15 protein-coding genes and 1 riboswitch are annotated in these 16,903 nt (G+C 67.9%); of the genes, 12 read left to right on the plus strand and 3 right to left on the minus strand.

The features are described 5' to 3' along the window. Positions 1-67: 67 nt before the first annotated feature. The 3 genes from J2X52_RS17090 to J2X52_RS17100 all read left to right on the plus strand — a co-directional run bounded on the left by J2X52_RS17090 (position 68) and on the right by J2X52_RS17100 (position 5,187). Positions 68-1,792 (plus strand): DUF1800 domain-containing protein, encoded by a 1,725-nt coding sequence (locus tag J2X52_RS17090; RefSeq protein WP_310156248.1) that lies wholly within the window; start codon positions 68-70, stop codon positions 1,790-1,792. A 7-nt stretch (positions 1,793-1,799) separates the two neighbouring features. Then, positions 1,800-3,254 carry a DUF1501 domain-containing protein gene (locus J2X52_RS17095; RefSeq protein ID WP_310156252.1) on the plus strand — a complete coding sequence of 485 codons (1,455 nt, stop codon included), beginning with the start codon at positions 1,800-1,802 and terminating at the stop codon, positions 3,252-3,254. Between the two features lie 532 nt (positions 3,255-3,786). Beyond that, positions 3,787-5,187: a hypothetical protein gene (locus J2X52_RS17100; RefSeq protein ID WP_310156253.1), complete on the plus strand. Its 1,401-nt coding sequence runs from the start codon at positions 3,787-3,789 to the stop codon at positions 5,185-5,187. Between the two features lie 296 nt (positions 5,188-5,483). On the opposite strand, the gene pyrF is transcribed toward J2X52_RS17100, so the two are convergent. From pyrF to ettA, 3 genes are all read right to left on the minus strand, one after another. Further along, the gene (gene pyrF, locus J2X52_RS17105; RefSeq protein WP_310156256.1) at positions 5,484-6,314 is read right to left on the minus strand and encodes an orotidine-5'-phosphate decarboxylase; all 831 of its coding nucleotides are present in this window, start codon (positions 6,312-6,314) and stop codon (positions 5,484-5,486) included. A gap of 10 nt (positions 6,315-6,324) precedes the next feature. Continuing rightward, on the minus strand, positions 6,325-7,062 hold the full coding sequence (gene map / locus J2X52_RS17110) for a type I methionyl aminopeptidase (RefSeq protein WP_310156258.1): 738 nt from the start codon (positions 7,060-7,062) through the stop codon (positions 6,325-6,327). A 118-nt stretch (positions 7,063-7,180) separates the two neighbouring features. Further along, positions 7,181-8,842: an energy-dependent translational throttle protein EttA gene (ettA, locus tag J2X52_RS17115; RefSeq protein ID WP_310156259.1), complete on the minus strand. Its 1,662-nt coding sequence runs from the start codon at positions 8,840-8,842 to the stop codon at positions 7,181-7,183. 161 nt (positions 8,843-9,003) lie between these two features. Here ettA and glyA point away from each other — a divergent pair, with 161 nt between their 5' ends. The 9 genes from glyA (at position 9,004) to thiL (ending at position 16,691) form a co-directional block, all read left to right on the plus strand. Continuing rightward, the gene (gene glyA, locus J2X52_RS17120) at positions 9,004-10,257 is read left to right on the plus strand and encodes a serine hydroxymethyltransferase (protein WP_310156262.1); all 1,254 of its coding nucleotides are present in this window, start codon (positions 9,004-9,006) and stop codon (positions 10,255-10,257) included. Between the two features lie 64 nt (positions 10,258-10,321). Beyond that, the gene (locus J2X52_RS17125) at positions 10,322-10,786 is read left to right on the plus strand and encodes a hypothetical protein (protein WP_310156265.1); all 465 of its coding nucleotides are present in this window, start codon (positions 10,322-10,324) and stop codon (positions 10,784-10,786) included. Positions 10,787-10,849: 63 nt separating this feature from the next. Beyond that, positions 10,850-11,371: a transcriptional regulator NrdR gene (gene nrdR, locus J2X52_RS17130; RefSeq protein WP_159680275.1), complete on the plus strand. Its 522-nt coding sequence runs from the start codon at positions 10,850-10,852 to the stop codon at positions 11,369-11,371. Positions 11,372-11,490: 119 nt separating this feature from the next. Then, positions 11,491-12,591, plus strand: a complete 1,101-nt coding sequence (gene ribD / locus J2X52_RS17135) for a bifunctional diaminohydroxyphosphoribosylaminopyrimidine deaminase/5-amino-6-(5-phosphoribosylamino)uracil reductase RibD (protein WP_310156269.1) — start codon at positions 11,491-11,493, stop codon at positions 12,589-12,591. Between the two features lie 198 nt (positions 12,592-12,789). Further along, positions 12,790-12,938, plus strand: a riboswitch (FMN riboswitch). 95 nt (positions 12,939-13,033) lie between these two features. Beyond that, entirely contained in the window at positions 13,034-13,651 is a 618-nt protein-coding gene (locus J2X52_RS17140; protein ID WP_310156272.1) for a riboflavin synthase, read from the plus strand. Next, entirely contained in the window at positions 13,648-14,748 is a 1,101-nt protein-coding gene (gene ribB / locus J2X52_RS17145) for a 3,4-dihydroxy-2-butanone-4-phosphate synthase (RefSeq protein WP_310156275.1), read from the plus strand. Before J2X52_RS17140 ends, ribB begins: the two co-directional genes overlap by 4 nt. A 41-nt stretch (positions 14,749-14,789) precedes the next feature. Beyond that, entirely contained in the window at positions 14,790-15,257 is a 468-nt protein-coding gene (gene ribH / locus J2X52_RS17150) for a 6,7-dimethyl-8-ribityllumazine synthase (protein WP_310156288.1), read from the plus strand. Continuing rightward, positions 15,254-15,718 carry a transcription antitermination factor NusB gene (gene nusB / locus J2X52_RS17155; protein WP_310156278.1) on the plus strand — a complete coding sequence of 155 codons (465 nt, stop codon included), beginning with the start codon at positions 15,254-15,256 and terminating at the stop codon, positions 15,716-15,718. The genes ribH and nusB overlap by 4 nt, the downstream gene beginning before the upstream one ends. Before the next feature lie 16 nt (positions 15,719-15,734). Further along, positions 15,735-16,691 (plus strand): thiamine-phosphate kinase, encoded by a 957-nt coding sequence (gene thiL, locus J2X52_RS17160; RefSeq protein ID WP_310156280.1) that lies wholly within the window; start codon positions 15,735-15,737, stop codon positions 16,689-16,691. The last annotated feature ends 212 nt before the right edge of the window (positions 16,692-16,903 follow it).

Here is a 16,903-nt window from a genome sequence, read left to right on the forward strand (position 1 = left end):
GAATGTGTTCACGCCATGTGTACGCTAACGCCGGGGACACGCCGCTGCTGCAACCGGGGAAATTCGAATGTCCAGAACCGCTTGGGCGCCGATCGCGCTCGTGGCCTTGATGCTGTCCGCCTGTGGCGGCGGAGGAGGCGGAGACGCCGCGCCATCGCCTGCGCCCGGTGCACCCGCGCCCGCACCTGCGCCGGCCTTCAACGCCATTCCCGCCACCGATGCCGAGGCCGCACGCTTTCTGGTGCAGGCCACGTTCGGGCCGACGCGTGCCGACATCGACCGACTTCGCCGGATCGGATATGCGGCGTGGATCGACGAGCAGCTCGACCCGGTCCGCACGCCGGCCACGCTGGTGACGCCGCACATCCTGTCGATCCCGGTGGCGCAGCTCAATTACGCTGAGCGCCGCAACTACTGGCTCTGGCAGGCGACGACACGACCCGACCAGTTGCGCATGCGCATGGGCTTCGCGCTGAGCGAAATCTTCGTCGTCTCCGACCGGGACTACAACACAGCGAATTTCGGTCGCATCAGCGACTACCAGGACATGCTCGCGCGTGGCGCATTCGGCTCGTATCGGCAGCTGGTGGAACAGGTCACGCTGCATCCGGCGATGGGGCTGTACCTGAGCCACATGTCGAACCGCAAGTCGACGAGCTACAACAACGGGCAGGGCGTACGGGTCACCATCGTGCCCGACGAGAACTACGCACGTGAGCTGATGCAGCTGTTTTCGATCGGCCTGGTCGAGCGCAACCCCGATTTCAGTCCCAAGCTCGATGCCCAGGGGCGCACCATCCCGACCTACGACCAGGAAACGGTCAAAAGCATGGCGCGGGTGCTCACTGGCTGGACCTGGCCGGGCAACACCCGCGACACGTTCTGGCGCTGGGGCGCCGACAACGAGGCGCGCCCGATGAGCTGCGTGCCAGAGTTCCACGACGACCAGCCCAAGACCATCTTCAACGGCGTGGTCATCAACGAGGGCAGCAACTGCGTCGCCAGTCTTGCGAAGATGCTCGACGCCCTCTCGACGCATCCGAACGTCGCGCCGTTCATCAGCCGGCAGTTGATCCAGCGTTTCGTCACCAGCAATCCCAGCCCGCAATACATCGCGCGCGTGGCCAAGGTGTGGACCGATACCGGCGGCGACCTCGGGCGTGTGATCAAGGCGATCCTGCTCGACGTCGAGGCGCGGATTCCGCCGGCACCTGACAACGCCAGTTACGGCAAGGCCCGCGAGCCCTTGCTGCAGCTCACCGCGTTGTGGCGTGCGTTCGATGCCCGCTATTTCCCACGTGCCGACGGGCAGTACTACTTCGGCTTTTCAAACGCGTGGGACTTCGCCACCAGCCTCGGCCAGGATTCGCTGCGGGCGCCTTCGGTGTTCAACTTCTTCGAGCCCGACTATCGGCTGCAGGGTGCCAACGGCGCCGCCGGGCTCTACGCGCCGGAACTCCAGCTCTACAACGAAGCCACCTTCGTCAGTGTGTTCAACCAGCTCGACAGTGCGGGCTGGTCGCAGCTGCAGTCTGCGCCGCCCACTGCCAACACGTCGGCGCCGGTACTCGACATCCGCCCGCTACTGACGCTGGCAGAACAGGACAACCACGTCGCCATGGTCGACCAGATCAATACCCTGCTGCTGGCGGGCGCGCTCACAGCGGACAACCGGGCTGTGATGGTGTTGATGCTCGATCGCCTCAAAATCGAGCGGCGGCCTGCCGACGAGCGCGTGCGTTCGCTGGTGCAGCTCGCCGTTGCCTCTCCCGAATTCGTCATCCAGCGCTGAGGTCACGATGGACACCTATTCCCGCACCTCGCGTCGCCAGTTCATCGCCCGGCTCGGCGCGCTGCTCGCTGGTGGCGCGGCTGTGGCGACGCTGCCCCAACTGCAACTCATGGGGCGTGCGCTCGCCGCCTCCCCCGTGGCGACGCCCGGCTACCGGGCCGTCGTCTGCATCTTCCTGCTCGGCGGCAACGACTCCTTCAACATGCTCGTGCCGCATGTGCGCGAGGAACACGATGTCTACCTAGCGAGCCGGGGCGGCGTGTTCAATGCCGCCAGCAACTCGCAGGGTCTGGGCCTGGCGCGCGATGCACTGGTGCAGGTGACCGACACAGCCGGCAAGACCTGGGGCCTGCATCCATCGTGTGCGTCGCTCAAGCCACTGTTCGACAGGGGCGAACTGGGCTTCATGGCCAACGTCGGGACGCTGGTGCAACCGGTGACCAAGGCCGAGTACATCGCGCGCAGCCGGCGGCTGCCGCAGGCGCTGTATTCCCACAACGACCAGCAACGCCTGTGGATGCGGGGCGAATCCGAGCTGGCCAGTTCGACCACGGGCTGGGGCGGCCGCTGCGCCGACCGCCTCGAGTTCGCCAATGCGGCCGGGCTTTCGACCCTGCCGCCGACGATCTCGCTGGCCGGCAACAACCTGTTCCAGAGCGGCAGCGCGACGACCGCCTACGGCATGGGCACGGGCGGACCGGTCGCGCTTCGCCGGTTCACCAGTGCCACCAACGCCGCCGAACGCATCCGCCGTGAAGCGTTGGAGACGATGCTCGACCGTCGCTATACGCCGATCATGCAGGACCACTACGCCGTGCTCGGCGAGGGCACGATGCAGATCAGCGACACCTTGCGTGCGGCCCTCGATCCGGCCGCGGGCGGGGACATCACGACCGCGTTTCCGGCTAATGAAAGCCTGGCGTCGCAGCTGCGGATGATCGCGCGGATGATCAAGGCCAGCCGTGGCAGCGCGATCAACCATTCCCGCCAGATCTATTACGCGACGCTCGGCGGCTTCGACACGCACGACAACCAGATGGCGGAAGGCAGCCACGCGCGTCTGCTGTCGAGGCTGAGCGAGGGGCTCGCCGCATTCCGCAATGCGCTGGTCGAAGTGGGCGCGCTCAATGACGTCGTGAGCTTCACGATGAGCGACTTCGGACGCACCCTCAACAGCAACGGCAACGGTACCGACCATGCTTGGGGCGGGGTGCAGCTGATGATGGGTGGCGCGTCGGGCACAGGCGGCCCGCTGCGTGGCCGCCGCGTACATGGTGCCTATCCCTTGCTCGAACTGGACGGGCCTCAGGCCGTCGAGCGCGGGCGCATGATACCCACGACGTCGACCAACCAGTTCGGCGCTACGTTCGCCCGCTGGCTCGGCGTGGCCGATGCCGATCTGCCGACAGTGTTCCCCGGCTTGGGTAATTTCAGTCAGCCCGTGCTCGACTTCCTCGGCTGACCCAGCCTTGGAGGCGTGATGGATCGCCGCGGGTGGCTGCGCGTGCGTGGCGCGCTGTCGGCGCTGTGCCACGGCCTGCGACTTCTTGCGAATGCTGCGAGAGCCAACAGCGGTGCAAGCGCGGACGTGCGGGGCGGTGCGGGGCAGATCCGCACGCTGTTTCGGTCCGCAGGGTAGACACGCACTGGACCAAGGCGGTAGCGCTCACGGGTCATAGACTGGCCTGAAGCCCGCGGTGCTGATTGGTGTGCCGCATGTTTCCGAAGGCGCGTGGGGCACCTCCTCGTGGCTGGTGAGGTGGGCGCTTTCATCCATGTCGGCAGCTTCGCCCTCAGCGTCTCACTGCAGGACGACGTTGCCGTTCTGCGCGATGTGGTCGATGTGCGGGCGATGCCATGACGCGGTTACCCCGGCCAGCCATGCAGCACACTGCCGCCGGATGCTCGTTCGGTTTCATCGGGATGACATCGCAGTGCGATGAAATGCCCGGCCGTGCGTTCGCGTCGCGTGCACTTCACAACCGGATATCCGTATGACTGCCCAGCCCGTTCCGTCCATGCGCGTGCGCCGCGCGTGCTTCCCCTTGCTGTTGCTGGCGCTCGCCGGCGTCGCGCACGCCAGCGACGCCAGCGAAGGCCGCAGCTGGCTGGCAGGCGACCACCACGTCCACAGCGAGTGGAGCGTCAACTGGGACGAGGCCACGTCGCCGCCCACGCCGATCCGCGGTGGCGACTCACCGTACTCGCGTACCCGCAATGCAGAGGAAGCCCGTCGGCACGGCCTGACATGGATGGTGCACACCGACCATGGCGGTCCAAACCATTCGGCGGTCACACACGATTCCGCTTGGCCTGCGCTGCAGCAGGCGCGAGTCGAAGTGCCCGAGGTGCTGCAGTTCCACGGCATGGAATTCGACGTGCCGGCCGGCGAGCACGCGTCGTTGATCATGGCGCCCGGCGCGCACGAGAACACGATGCTGGTCGAGCTGGAACGCCGCTTCAACCGGCGCGAGGTCGACGACGACGCGCGCGACACGCCCGAGGCGATGCTCGCCGCGCTGCGCTACATGCAGGCGCAGGAACCGCAGCCGCTGATGTTCGTCAACCATCCCTCACGCACCGCGACCGCAGTCGGCGTCTGGGGCCAGGTCGAGCCGGGCGAACTGCGCGCCTGGCAGGATGCGGCGCCGGACGTGCTCGTCGGCATGGAGGGCGCGCCGGGCCATCAGGCGGACCGGCGCCATCGCGGCCTTTATCGCAACGATGCCGCCAAAACCTGGGGTGGCTTCGACCAGATGACGGCGCAGCTCGGCGGCGTCTGGGACACGCTGCTCGCCGAGGGCAGGCGCTTCTGGATCACCTCGACCTCCGATTCGCATCGCAACGTCGACATCGGCGGCGCCGATTTCTGGCCGGGGGAGTACAGCAAGACCTACGTGCTGGCGCGCCACGACAGCGCGGATGTTCTCGATGGCCTGCGACATGGCCGTATGTTCGCGGTGACCGGTGATCTGATCGACACGCTGGATCTGCAGGTCCACGCCGGGGGCAAGGCGCCAGCGACGATGGGCGGCACGTTGCAGGTGGCTGCTGATGCGCAGGTGACGGTGCAGGTCGCGGTGACCGTGCCTGAGGGCACCAACTTCAACGGTGACCGCAATCCGATCGACCACATCGACGTGATCGCCGGGCAGGCGACTGCCGACGGCACGCCGGACATGACCGTGCACACCGTGCGCCCGACGCAGTGGCAGCAGACCGGCAACCGCATCGCATTCGAGCTCACGCTGCCGGCGCCGCAGACGCGTGGCTTCGTGCGCGTGCGCGGTACGTCGAATGCGCAGATCGAACCAACGCCGGATGTGGCCGGCGAGGACCCGTGGCAGGACCTGTGGTTCTACTCGAATCCGGTGTTCGTGGAAGTTGTTCGCTGAGGAAGAAGCGCTTTCGCCTGCATCTTCGCAGTAACGCTGGCACCTCTCCCTTTGGGAGAGAGCCTGCCCCGGACCTGATCCGGGGTCGACGCGCAAAGCGCGTCGGGTGAGGGCAGGGGTTTACTGAGCAGTTTCCGTAAAGCTCCCTCACCCCAACCCCCGCTCCGCGCCCCGGCCCTTGCGTTGACGCGAGGGCGTTCATCGGCACGCAAGCCAGTGGCTCGCAAGCGTGCCGCTTCACCCCGGAGGAAGAAGGGCTCTAGAAATCTGGGCTGGAATGGTCTTCTCGCGCGCCCTCAACGAAACCGGTTGATCGCATCCCGCAACGCACGCGCCTCGCGTGCCGCCGCGTCTGCGTAATCGTCGCCGTTCGACGCGTAGAGGATCGCGCGTGAGGAACTGACCATCAGACCGGTGCCGTCCGCAGTCTTCGCATTGCCGACCACCGCCTCGACATCGCCGCCCTGTGCGCCGACGCCGGGCACCAGGAACGGCATGTCGCCGACGATCGCGCGGACTTCGCGCAGCTGTTCGGGCCAGGTCGCACCGACCACCAGCGACACGTTGCCGTGGCCGTTCCACTCGCGCGCAATGGTCTCGGCGACCTTCTGATACAGCGGCCGCGTGGCGCCAGCTTGCGCGACCGGCAGGTCCTGCAGGTCGGCCGCACCCGGGTTCGAGGTGCGGCACAGGATCACGACGCCCTTGTCGCTGCGGTCGAGAAACGGCTGCACCGAGTCGCGCCCGAGATAGGGATTCACCGTGACCGCGTCGGCCTCGAAGCGATCGAATGCCTCGGCGACGTAGCGCTGCGCGGTACTACCGATGTCGCCGCGCTTGGCGTCGAGGATCACCGGCACGCCGGGATGCGTGGCATGCAGATGCGCGATCAGGCGCTGCAGAGCGGCTTCGGCGCCGAGGGCGGCGAAGTGCGCGATCTGCGGCTTGAACGCGCAGGCGTACTCGGCGCTCGCGTCGGCGATGTCGCGGCAGAACGCGAACACCGCGTCGGGATCATTGGCGAACCGCGTCGGAAACTTCGCCGGTTCGGGATCGAGGCCGACGCAGACGAGCGTGTCGGCGGATTGCCAGCGCGCACGCAGCGCCTGCATGAAGGTGGGCGTCATGTAACGGCTCTCAGGTGACGATGATCGGTGCGCCGTGGGTGACGACGACGGTGTGTTCGAACTGCGCCCCGAAGCCCTTGGGGCAGATCAGCGACCAGCCGTCGTCCAGCTCTTCGGTGCGCGTGGCATGCGTGGCCAGGAACGGCTCGACGGTGATGACCATGCCGTCGTGCAGGCGACGGGTGTCGCGACGATCGAAGTAGCCGGGAATCGAACCGGGCGATTCGTGCAGCGCACGGCCGACGCCGTGGCTCTGCAGGTTGCGGATGACGCGGAAACCCCGACGTGCGGCGACGGTCTCGATGGTGCGGCCGATGCCGCTGAGCAGTTCGCCCGCACGCAGCTGGGCGATCGCGGCGTCGCGTGCTTCGCGGGTCGCGTCGAGCAGGCGCTGCTGCGCGGGGCTGGCGGTGCCGACGACGAAGCTGGCGCCGGTGTCGGCGAAGAACCCGTCGAGTTCGGCCGAGACGTCGATGTTGACCAGGTCGCCATCGCGCAGCGGCGTGGCATCCGGGATGCCGTGCGCGACGACCCGGTTGACGCTGATGCAGGTCGCGGCCGGGAAGCCGTAGGTCAGCACCGGCGCGGAGTGCGCGCCGGCGTCGTGCAGCATGTCTGCGCCGACGGCATCGAGCTCACGCGGTGTCGTGCCGGCCAGTGCCTGCTCGCGCATCGTCGACAGGATGCGCGCGACGAGTGCGCCGGCGCGCTTAAGGCCTTCGAGTTCTTGCAGAGTCTGGATGGTCATGCGGGGCTCCCGGTTGTCTGCGCTGCCCTCACCCCAACCCCTCTCCCGGAGGGAGAGGGGCTCACGTCCGCCTGGCATCTGGTCCGCGCGTACCTGCGCGGATGCCGAGCCACGACGATTACTTCAGCGCCTTGAACCGCAGCCGCTTCGGACCGGCGTCGTCGCCCATGCGGCGGCGCTTGTCTTCTTCGTACTCGCGGTAGTTGCCCTGGAAGAACTCGACGTGGCTGTCGCCTTCGAACGCGATGATGTGCGTGGCGATGCGGTCGAGGAACCAGCGGTCATGCGAGATCACGAAGGTATTGCCGGGGAACTCCAGCAGCGCGTCTTCGAGTGACCGCAGGGTTTCGATGTCGAGATCGTTCGACGGTTCGTCGAGCAGCAGCACGTTGCCACCCTGCAACAGGGTCTTGGCCATGTGCAGACGGCCGCGCTCGCCACCCGAAAGCGTGCCCACCAGCTTCTGCTGGTCCTGGCCCTTGAAGTTGAAGCGGCCGATGTAGGCGCGCGACTGGATCTCGACGCCGTTGATGTTGAGGATGTCGAGGCCGCCGGCGATTTCCTGGAAGACGTTGTGGTTGCCCTCCAGCGCATCGCGGCTCTGGTCGACGTAACTCAGCTGCACGGTCGGTCCCACGACGATCTCGCCCGAATCTGGCTTTTCCTGCCCCGTGATCATCTTGAACAGGGTGGATTTACCCGCGCCGTTCGGGCCGATGATGCCGACGATCGCGCCCGGCGGGATGATCATCGACAGGTTGTCGATCAGCAGGCGGTCGCCGAACTTCTTGCTGACGTTCTTGAACTCCATCACCGCGTTGCCCAGGCGTTCGCCCGGCGGGATGAACAGCTCGTTGGTCTCGTTGCGCTTCTGGTAATCCACCGACTGCAGCTCTTCCAGGCGGGCCAGACGCGCCTTGCCCTTGGTGCGGCCGCCCTTGGCGTTCTGCCGCGACCATTCCAGTTCCTTCTGGATCGCCTTCTGGCGTGACTTCTCTTGGTTGTCTTCCTGCTTCAGGCGCTCGTCCTTCTGCGTCAGCCATTCGGTGTAGTTGCCCTTCCACGGAATGCCGCGGCCGCGGTCGAGCTCGAGGATCCACTCGGCGGCGTTGTCGAGGAAGTAGCGGTCATGGGTGACCGCGACGACGGTGCCGGTGTAGCGCGCGAGGAACTGCTCCAGCCATTCCACCGACTCGGCGTCGAGATGGTTGGTCGGTTCGTCGAGCAGCAGCATGTCCGGCTTCTGCAGCAGCAGGCGGCACAGCGCGACGCGGCGCTTCTCACCGCCAGACAGGTTGCCGACCTTGGCCTCCCACGGCGGCAGACGCAGCGCATCGGCGGCCACGTCCAGCTGGTTTTCCAGCGTGTGCGCATCGCCCGCGGCGAGAATCGCCTCCAGGCGTTCCTGTTCCTTGGCCAGCGCGTCGAAATCGGCGCCTTCCTCGGCGTAGGCGTCGTAGACCTTGTCCAGCGCGGCCTGGGCCTGCAGCACTTCGCCCACGCCTTCCTCGACCGCTTCGCGGACCGTCATCTCCGGATCGAGCTCCGGCTCCTGCGCCAGGTAGCCGACCTTGGTGCCGGCCTGCGCACGCGCCTCGCCTTCGAAATCCTGGTCCACGCCGGCCATGATCTTCAGCACGGTGGACTTGCCGGAGCCGTTGAGGCCCAGCAGGCCGATCTTCGCGCCCGGGAAGAACGACAGCGAGATGTCCTTGATGATCTGCCGCTTCGGCGGGACCACCTTGGACACGCGGTTCATGGTGTAGATGTATTGCGACATGGGGGCTCCGGTTGTGCCGGCCCGCGCCGGGGCCCGGTCGGGCGGCGTCGGGTGGGGAAGGGATGGCGGCGATTATAACGGCTCACGCCCGGCGGGGCCGCGCGCCGGGCGGGCCGGCGCTACAATGGCCGGCCTCGCCGTTCACTGTTCCGGAGCCCTCGATGTTCCAGCGCGACGCCCGTCTCGAAAGCTACGATCCCGACCTCGCCCAGGCCATCGCGAACGAGGTCCGCCGCCAGGAAGACCATGTCGAGCTGATCGCCTCGGAGAACTACTGCAGCGCGCTGGTGATGGAGGCGCAGGGCAGCCAGCTCACGAACAAGTACGCCGAAGGCTATCCGGGCAAGCGCTATTACGGCGGCTGCGAATACGTCGACATCGCCGAGCAGCTGGCGATCGACCGCGTGAAGCAGCTGTTCGACGCGGACTATGCCAATGTGCAGCCGCACTCGGGTTCGCAGGCCAACCAGGCGGTGTATCTGGCGCTGCTGCAGCCGGGCGACACGATCCTCGGCATGTCGCTGGCGCACGGCGGTCACCTGACCCACGGCGCCAAGGTCAACGTCTCGGGCAAGCTGTTCAACGCGATCCAGTACGGCGTCGACGATGCCGGCCTGATCGATTACGACGAGGTCGAGCGCCTCGCGCTCGAGCACAAGCCGAAGATGGTCGTCGCCGGGTTCTCGGCGTACTCCCAGGTTGTCGACTGGGCACGCTTCCGCGCCATCGCCGACAAGGTCGACGCGATCCTGTTCGTCGACATGGCCCACGTCGCCGGTCTCGTGGCCGCGGGCGTCTACCCGAGCCCGCTGCCGCACGCGCACGTCGTCACCTCCACCACGCACAAGACGCTGCGCGGACCGCGCGGCGGCATCATCGTCGCCAAGGGCGCGGGCGAAGCGATCGAGAAAAAGCTGCAGTCGATCGTGTTCCCCGGCATCCAGGGTGGCCCGCTGATGCACGTGATCGCCGGCAAGGCGGTCGCGTTCAAAGAAGCGCTGGAGCCCGCGTTCAAGACCTATCAGCAGCAGGTGGTGAAGAACGCGCAGGCGATGGCGAAGGTCATCATCGAACGCGGCTACAAGATCGTCTCTGGTGGCACCGAGAACCACCTGATGCTGGTCGACATGATCGGCAAGGACGTCAGCGGCAAGGATGCGGAAGAGGCGTTGGGCGAGGCGCATATCACGGTCAACAAGAACGCGGTGCCCAACGATCCGCGTAAGCCCTTCGTGACTTCGGGCCTGCGCCTGGGCACGCCGGCGGTCACCACGCGTGGCTACGTCGAACAGGACTGCACGGATCTCGCGCACTGGATCTGCGACGTGCTCGACGCGCCGGCCGACGAGACTGTTATCGCCAAGGTGCGCGACAAGGTTGCCGCTCAGTGTGCGAAATACCCGGTGTATGGCTGAGCGCTCTGGCGCTGCGCTGGAACGCGTAGCGCCGGGCCCGACACCTGCGACCGGATCGGGCGAAGTGGGTGAACCTGTCGATCCATGGCATGGGGATCACCGTCAACGCATCGTCTATGCAGTGCACGCGCTGATATTGGGGATGCCGGTGCTGTGGATCGGTGGCGGTGTGGCGCTGGTGGGCGTGTACATGTCGATGCTCGGCGCGCCGGCTTGGATATTCATGCTGTCGCTGATGGGGCTTGCGGGTCTGATCGCCTGGTTGCGTCTGAGCATCGGATTTCTGCGCAGCGGTCGCCTGGGACTGCTGCGTATCTCGCGTGGCTGGTGGTGGGGGATCGGTTCGGGCATTGCGGCAACGCTCTGGATGTTCGGATCCGCCTGGTACGACGGCGGGCCGGCTTTTGGTGGCTCCGACGGCACGCGCGTTGTCGGCCGCAGCTTGTTGATGCTCGCACTCGGCCCCGCGCTGTTGCCGTCCGTCGCGCATCTGACCTGGCTGTTCTGGTCGGCGCGGCGTCCGCGCTAGCCGCCCGCGGCACGTCTCGGCGATACTGCGTCCCACACTGCCTTCCAGGCCGGTCTCCACCGCATGCATTGCCCCTTCTGTCAGCACACCGACACCCGCGTGATCGATTCGCGCGTGTCCGAGGACGGCGCGACGATCCGTCGCCGCCGCGAGTGCGAAGCCTGTGGGGAGCGTTTCAGCACGCTGGAGACGATCGAGCTCAAGCTGCCGACGATCATCAAGGGCGACGGGCGGCGTGAACCGTTCGATGCGCGCAAGCTGCGGCTGAGCATGGATCGCGCGCTGCACAAGCGCCCGGTCTCGGAGGAACAGATCGAGGCGACGGTGCGCGCGGTCGTGCATCACCTGCGCATGACCGCGGAACGCGAGGTGTCCTCGCGCCGGGTCGGCGAATTCGTGATCGCCGAACTGCGCAAGCTCGACCACGTCGGATTCGTGCGCTTCGCGTCGGTCTACCGCTCGTTCGAGGACGTGGCCGACTTCCGTGAGGAACTCGACCGGCTCGAACGCGACCTGCCGGGCGATGGTCAACTGCCGCTGCTCGAAGGCGAGACGGCGCCGGTCAAGACGCCTCGCAGACGCTGAGCTTTCGCAGAATTCTTGTGGGACCGCACTTCCGCGCGACGGGGCGCCGAGAATGCCGGGTCGCGCGTAAGCGCGCCCCTACAATGGCTCCCCTCTGTCGCACGCGTCGCCGAGGCCTCATGACCGCTTTCACTGCCGACGATCACCGTTTCATGGCCCAGGCGCTGCGCCTCGCCGAGCGCGGCGCATGGACGACGCGCCCCAACCCGATGGTCGGCTGTGTGCTCACTGCGGGCGGCGCGGTCGTCGGCGAGGGCTTCCACGTGCAGAAAGGCGGCCCGCATGCGGAAGTGATCGCGCTGCAGGCGGCCGGCGACCGTGCGCGCGGCGCGACGGCGTACGTGACGCTGGAACCCTGCGCGCATACCGGCAGCACCGGGCCGTGCGCCGATGCGCTGATCGAAGCCGGTGTGTCGCGCGTGGTCGCGGCGATGCGCGACCCGTTTCCGCAGGTCGACGGCGCCGGCTTCGACCGTCTGCGCGCGGCGGGGATCGCAGTCGAATCGGGCCTGATGGAAACGCAGGCGCGCGCGCTCAATCGCGGATTCCTGTCGCGCATCGAGCGCGGCCGGCCGTGGTTGCGTGTGAAGCTCGCCTGCAGCCTCGACGGGCGCACCGCGATGGCGAACGGCGATTCGAAGTGGATCAGCGGCGAGGCCTCGCGCGCCGACGTGATGCGCTGGCGCGCACGCGCCGGTGCGCTGCTCACGGGCAGCGGTACGGTGCTGGCCGACGATCCGCACCTGACCGTGCGCCTCGCAGAGGACGCGCCGTTCGCGGTGCCGCTGCGGGTGGTGCTTGATCCGGGGCTGGCGACGATCGCGCGCGGCAACATCCGCGATGCCGCAGCGCCGACGATCTACGTCCACGCGCAGGACACCAAGGTGCCGCAGGGCTTCGACGCGCCACGCGTGGCCATCGGCCGCGGTGGCGACGGACAGCTCGACCTAACCGCGGTGCTGACGGCACTGGGCGGAGGCGAGATCAACGAAGTCCAGGTCGAGGCCGGCGCCACGCTGTCGGGCGCCTTCCTGCGTGCCGGCCTCGTCGACGAACTGCTGCTCTACGTCGCGCCGGTCTTGCTGGGTGAGCGTGGGCGACCGCTGTTCGACGGGCTCGGCATCGACCGCATGGCGCAGCGCCTGCATCTGCAGACGATCGACACACGCCGGGTCGGCGACGATCTGCGGGTGTTGCTGCGTCCGAAGCCGGCCGCCTGATACAGCCCCCGTAGGAGCGCGCTTGCGCGCGAAAGGCTTTCACCCGACTACCCCATCGCGCGCGAGCGCGCTCCTACAGGGCGCGGTACACCTGCCGTCCCGGGCTGTCCTTGCAATGAAGCGTCTCGCTCCGGCGCACGGGTCGCGCCAGTGGCGCTGGTAGAATCCCCGGGCCGGCCTTTCCGGCAACACACAATCGAATGTCTTCGGGGCGGGGTGGAAGTCCCCACCGGCGGTAGGCGCGGCGACGCGCGAGCCCGCGAGCGCTGCCGGCACACGCCGGCGGGTCAGCAGATCCGGTCGAACTCCGGAGCCGACGGTCAGAGTCCGGATGCGAGAAGACGACCTCTTGCGTGGCCCAGCGGTCGCGCACGCTGTCGCGTCCCGGACCGTTCCCTTTCGGCTTGACCGTGCGGGCTTCCGCGCGGACGGAGGCAGCGACATGTTCACCGGACTGATCGAGGGCGTCGGACGCCTGGTTTCCACTGAGTCGCGTGGCGGCGACGCGCGGCTGCGCATCGCGGTCGGCACGCTGCCATTCGAGGGCGTGGCGATGGGCGAAAGCATCGCGGTCAATGGCGTGTGCCTGACCGTGGTCGCGTTCGACTCCGCGCATTTCGAGGCCGACGCCTCCACCGAAACCCTGTCGCTGACCACGCTCGGCGCGTTGGCGCCCGGCCGCGCGGTAAATCTGGAACGCGCGATGCGCCCGACCGATCGTCTCGGTGGCCACATGGTCAGCGGCCACGTCGACGGCGTCGGCAGTGTCGCTTCGGTGCACGACGATGCGCGCGCGCAGCGCTGGCGCTTCGAGGCGCCGGCCGCCCTGCTCAAGTACATCGCGCACAAGGGCTCGATCTGCGTCGACGGCGTCAGCCTGACGGTCAATGCCGTCGATGCAACCGGTTTCGAGGTCGCGCTGGTGCCCCACACCGTCGCCCACACCGCGTTCGGCAACACGGCGGTTGGCGAGGCGGTGAATCTGGAAGTCGATCTGGTCGCGCGCTACGTCGAGCGCCTGCTCAGCGCGGGCGTTGTCCCGGCGGGAGTGGCGGCATGAACTTCGCGCCGGTTCCCGAACTCTTGGAAGAGATCCGCCAGGGCCGCATGGTCGTCATCGTCGACGACGAGGACCGCGAAAACGAAGGCGACCTGATCATGGCCGCCGAGCTGGTCAAGCCGTCGGACATCAATTTCATGGTCACCCACGGCCGCGGCCTGGTGTGCCTGCCGGTGACGCCGAGCCGCGCCGCGCAGCTGGGCCTGGCGCCGATGGTCCGCGCGAACACCGCGCAGTTCCAGACCAACTTCACCGTCAGCATCGAGGCCGCCGAAGGCGTGACCACCGGCATCTCGGCGCATGACCGCGCGCATACGATCCGCACTGCGGTGAAGGCGAACGCGAAGCCCGAGGATCTGCACCAGCCCGGCCACATTTTCCCGCTGGTCGCCCAGCCCGGCGGCGTGCTGACGCGCGCCGGGCACACCGAGGCCGGCGTCGATCTGGCGATGCTCGCGGGTCTGGAGCCGGCCGGCGTGCTGGTGGAGATCCTCAATCCCGACGGCAGCATGGCGCGCCGCCCGGAGCTGGAAGTCTTCGCCCGCGAGCATGGCCTGAAGATGGGCTCGATCGCCGATCTCATCGCCCATCGCCTCGCCACCGAGCACACCGTCGAGCGCATCGATGAACTCGAGATCGAGACCGAGTTCGGCGCCTTCCATCTGGTGACCTATCGCGACCGTATCGCCCACGACCTGCATTTCGCGCTGGTCCGAGGCACGCCCGACGCGGCCACGCCGACGCTCGTGCGCGTGCAGGTGGAGAACCCGCTGGCCGACCTGCTGCACTGGCGTCGCGACGATTTCGGCGTGGCTGGCAGCGATGCGCTGCGCGCGATTGCCGAGGCCGGGCAGGGCGTGATGGTGGTGCTGTCGGCGCCGCGTGACTCGGACGCGCTGCTGGCGCGGCTGCGCAAGGAAGCCGTGGTGCGGGCGCCCGGCAAGGACAAGGACGTGGGCCAGTGGCGGCGCAACGGCGCCGGTGGCCAGATCCTGGCCGATCTGGGCCTTGGCCGACTGCGCGTGCTGGGCACGCCGCGCAAGCAGGTGGGCCTCGCCGGCTACGGTCTCGAGGTCGTCGAATACGTCACGCCCTGACGCGCGTTAAACTGACCGGCCTTGCGCGAATCCCCATGCCCATGAGCTACCTCGAAGGCGACCTGCGCGCCCCGGCCGGCGCGCGTTACGCGATCGTCGCCAGTCGCTGGAACCCCAAGATCACCGACGCCCTGATCGCCGGCGCGCGCAAGGCGTTCGCCGATCACGGCGTCGCCGAAGACGCGGTCGACGTGATCCGCGTCCCCGGCGCCTGGGAGATCCCGGTGGTCTGTGCGCGGCTGGCCGCGGCCGGCGCGCACGCCGCGCTGCTGGGCCTGGGTTGCGTGGTGCGCGGTGACACGCGCCACTACGAGCAGGTGGCCGACGGCTGCAGCGATGCGCTGATGCGCGTGGCCCTCGACAGCCGCGTGCCGGTCGCCAACGGCGTGCTCGCGGTGGAGGACTACGTCGACGCCGAGAAGCGCGCCGGCGGCAGCCACGGCAACAAGGGCGAAGAAGCGGCGCTGGTCGCCATCGAAATGAGCAACCTGTTGGACAAGATCGGATGAACCAGACCCGCAAACCCCATGGCGTCGACCCCGTGCTGCGCTCGCGCGCGCGCCGCCGCGCGCTGCAGGCCATCTACGCGATGCAGATGTCGGGCACCGAGCCGCGCGAGATCGTGGCCCAGTTCGCGCACGAGCAGGCCAAGGAAGTCGCCGATCTCGCCTACTTCGAGGATCTGGTCCACGGCGTCGGCACGCGTTACCGCGAACTCGATGCGGCGCTGGCGCCGTTCCTGGACCGCACGATCGAAGAGGTCGATCCGATCGAGCGCGCGATGCTGCGCATCGCCGCCTACGAACTGCAGCACCGCGTCGACGTGCCGTACCGCGTCGTCATCGACGAGGCACTGAAGACGGTCAAGCGTTTCGGCTCCGAACACGGCCACACCTACGTCAACGGCGTGCTCGACAAGGCCGCGGCCGCATGGCGCGCGCCGGAAGTTGGCGCGCTGCGCGGGCGCTGAGCCCGGCGCCGTCGGAATGGCCGCCGGCGAATTCGACCTGATCGACCGCATTCGCGCGCGCATCATCGCGCGCCACGATGTGGTACTGGGCATCGGCGACGATGCCGCACTGCTGCAGCCGCCTGCCGGCATGCAGCTCGTCGTGGGGATGGACACGCTCAACGCCGGCATTCATTTCCCGCACGACACCGCGCCGGCCGACATCGGCTGGAAAGCGCTGGCGGTGAACCTGTCCGACCTCGCGGCGATGGGCGCGACGCCGGCGTGGTGCACGCTGTCGTTGTCGCTGCCGGAACCCGATGCGGCGTGGGTGGGTGCGTTTCTCGACGGTTTCGACGCGCTGGCGCGCCAGCATGCGGTGGCCCTGGTCGGCGGTGACACGACGCGCGGGCCGCTGTCGGTCTGCGTGACCATGTTCGGCTTCGTCTCGCCCGGCCGCGCGCTGCGGCGCGATGCGGCGCGGGTTGGCGACGATATCTGGGTCAGCGGCACGCCCGGTGATGCGGCCGCTGCACTGGCGCAGTGGTCGGCGGGCGGCGCGCGCGATCCTGTGTTGCGCGCTCGACTCGATCGGCCGACACCGCGGGTCACGCTCGGTTTGCGACTCTCCGAAGTGGCGCATGCTGCGATCGACATCTCCGACGGCTTGCTGGCCGATCTCGCGCATGTCTGCCGCGCGAGCAACGTGCGTGCGGAGGTCGACGTGGATGCTTTGCCCGTGTCAGATGCACTGCGCGCTGTAGTTTCCGACGTTGAGACACGTCGCGCGCTGCAGGCGAGCGGCGGCGATGATTACGAGTTGTGCTTCGCCGCGCCGGCCGCACAACGCGACGCCATTTTTGCGGCTGCGCTGGATGCGCGTGTGCCGGTGACCCGGATCGGGCGCATTGTTGAAGGGCAGGGCGTCGTCGCAACTGCGAACGGCGCGCCCTGGATGCCGGTGCGCACCGGTTGGGATCACTTCGCCGGTTGAAGCGCTCCGTCGTCGGAGCTCGGGCATGCCGAGTTGGTAATTGCGGATGCTGGTCTGGTTCTGTGGCCGCCGCGCTTTGGCTTTGGTTGTTGCTGTGGTTCCCGCTTTGGCTTTGGTCTTGGCTTTTGACTTGAATCGAGCCGTAGAGCGAGCCGAGCACCGGAGCCTGGCGTGGCCGAAGAGCAGCCCATGTCTGAGCGCAGCGAGTTTGG

This window comes from Luteimonas sp. 3794, from assembly GCF_031456825.1.
Taxonomy (GTDB): Bacteria; Pseudomonadota; Gammaproteobacteria; order Xanthomonadales; family Xanthomonadaceae; genus Luteimonas.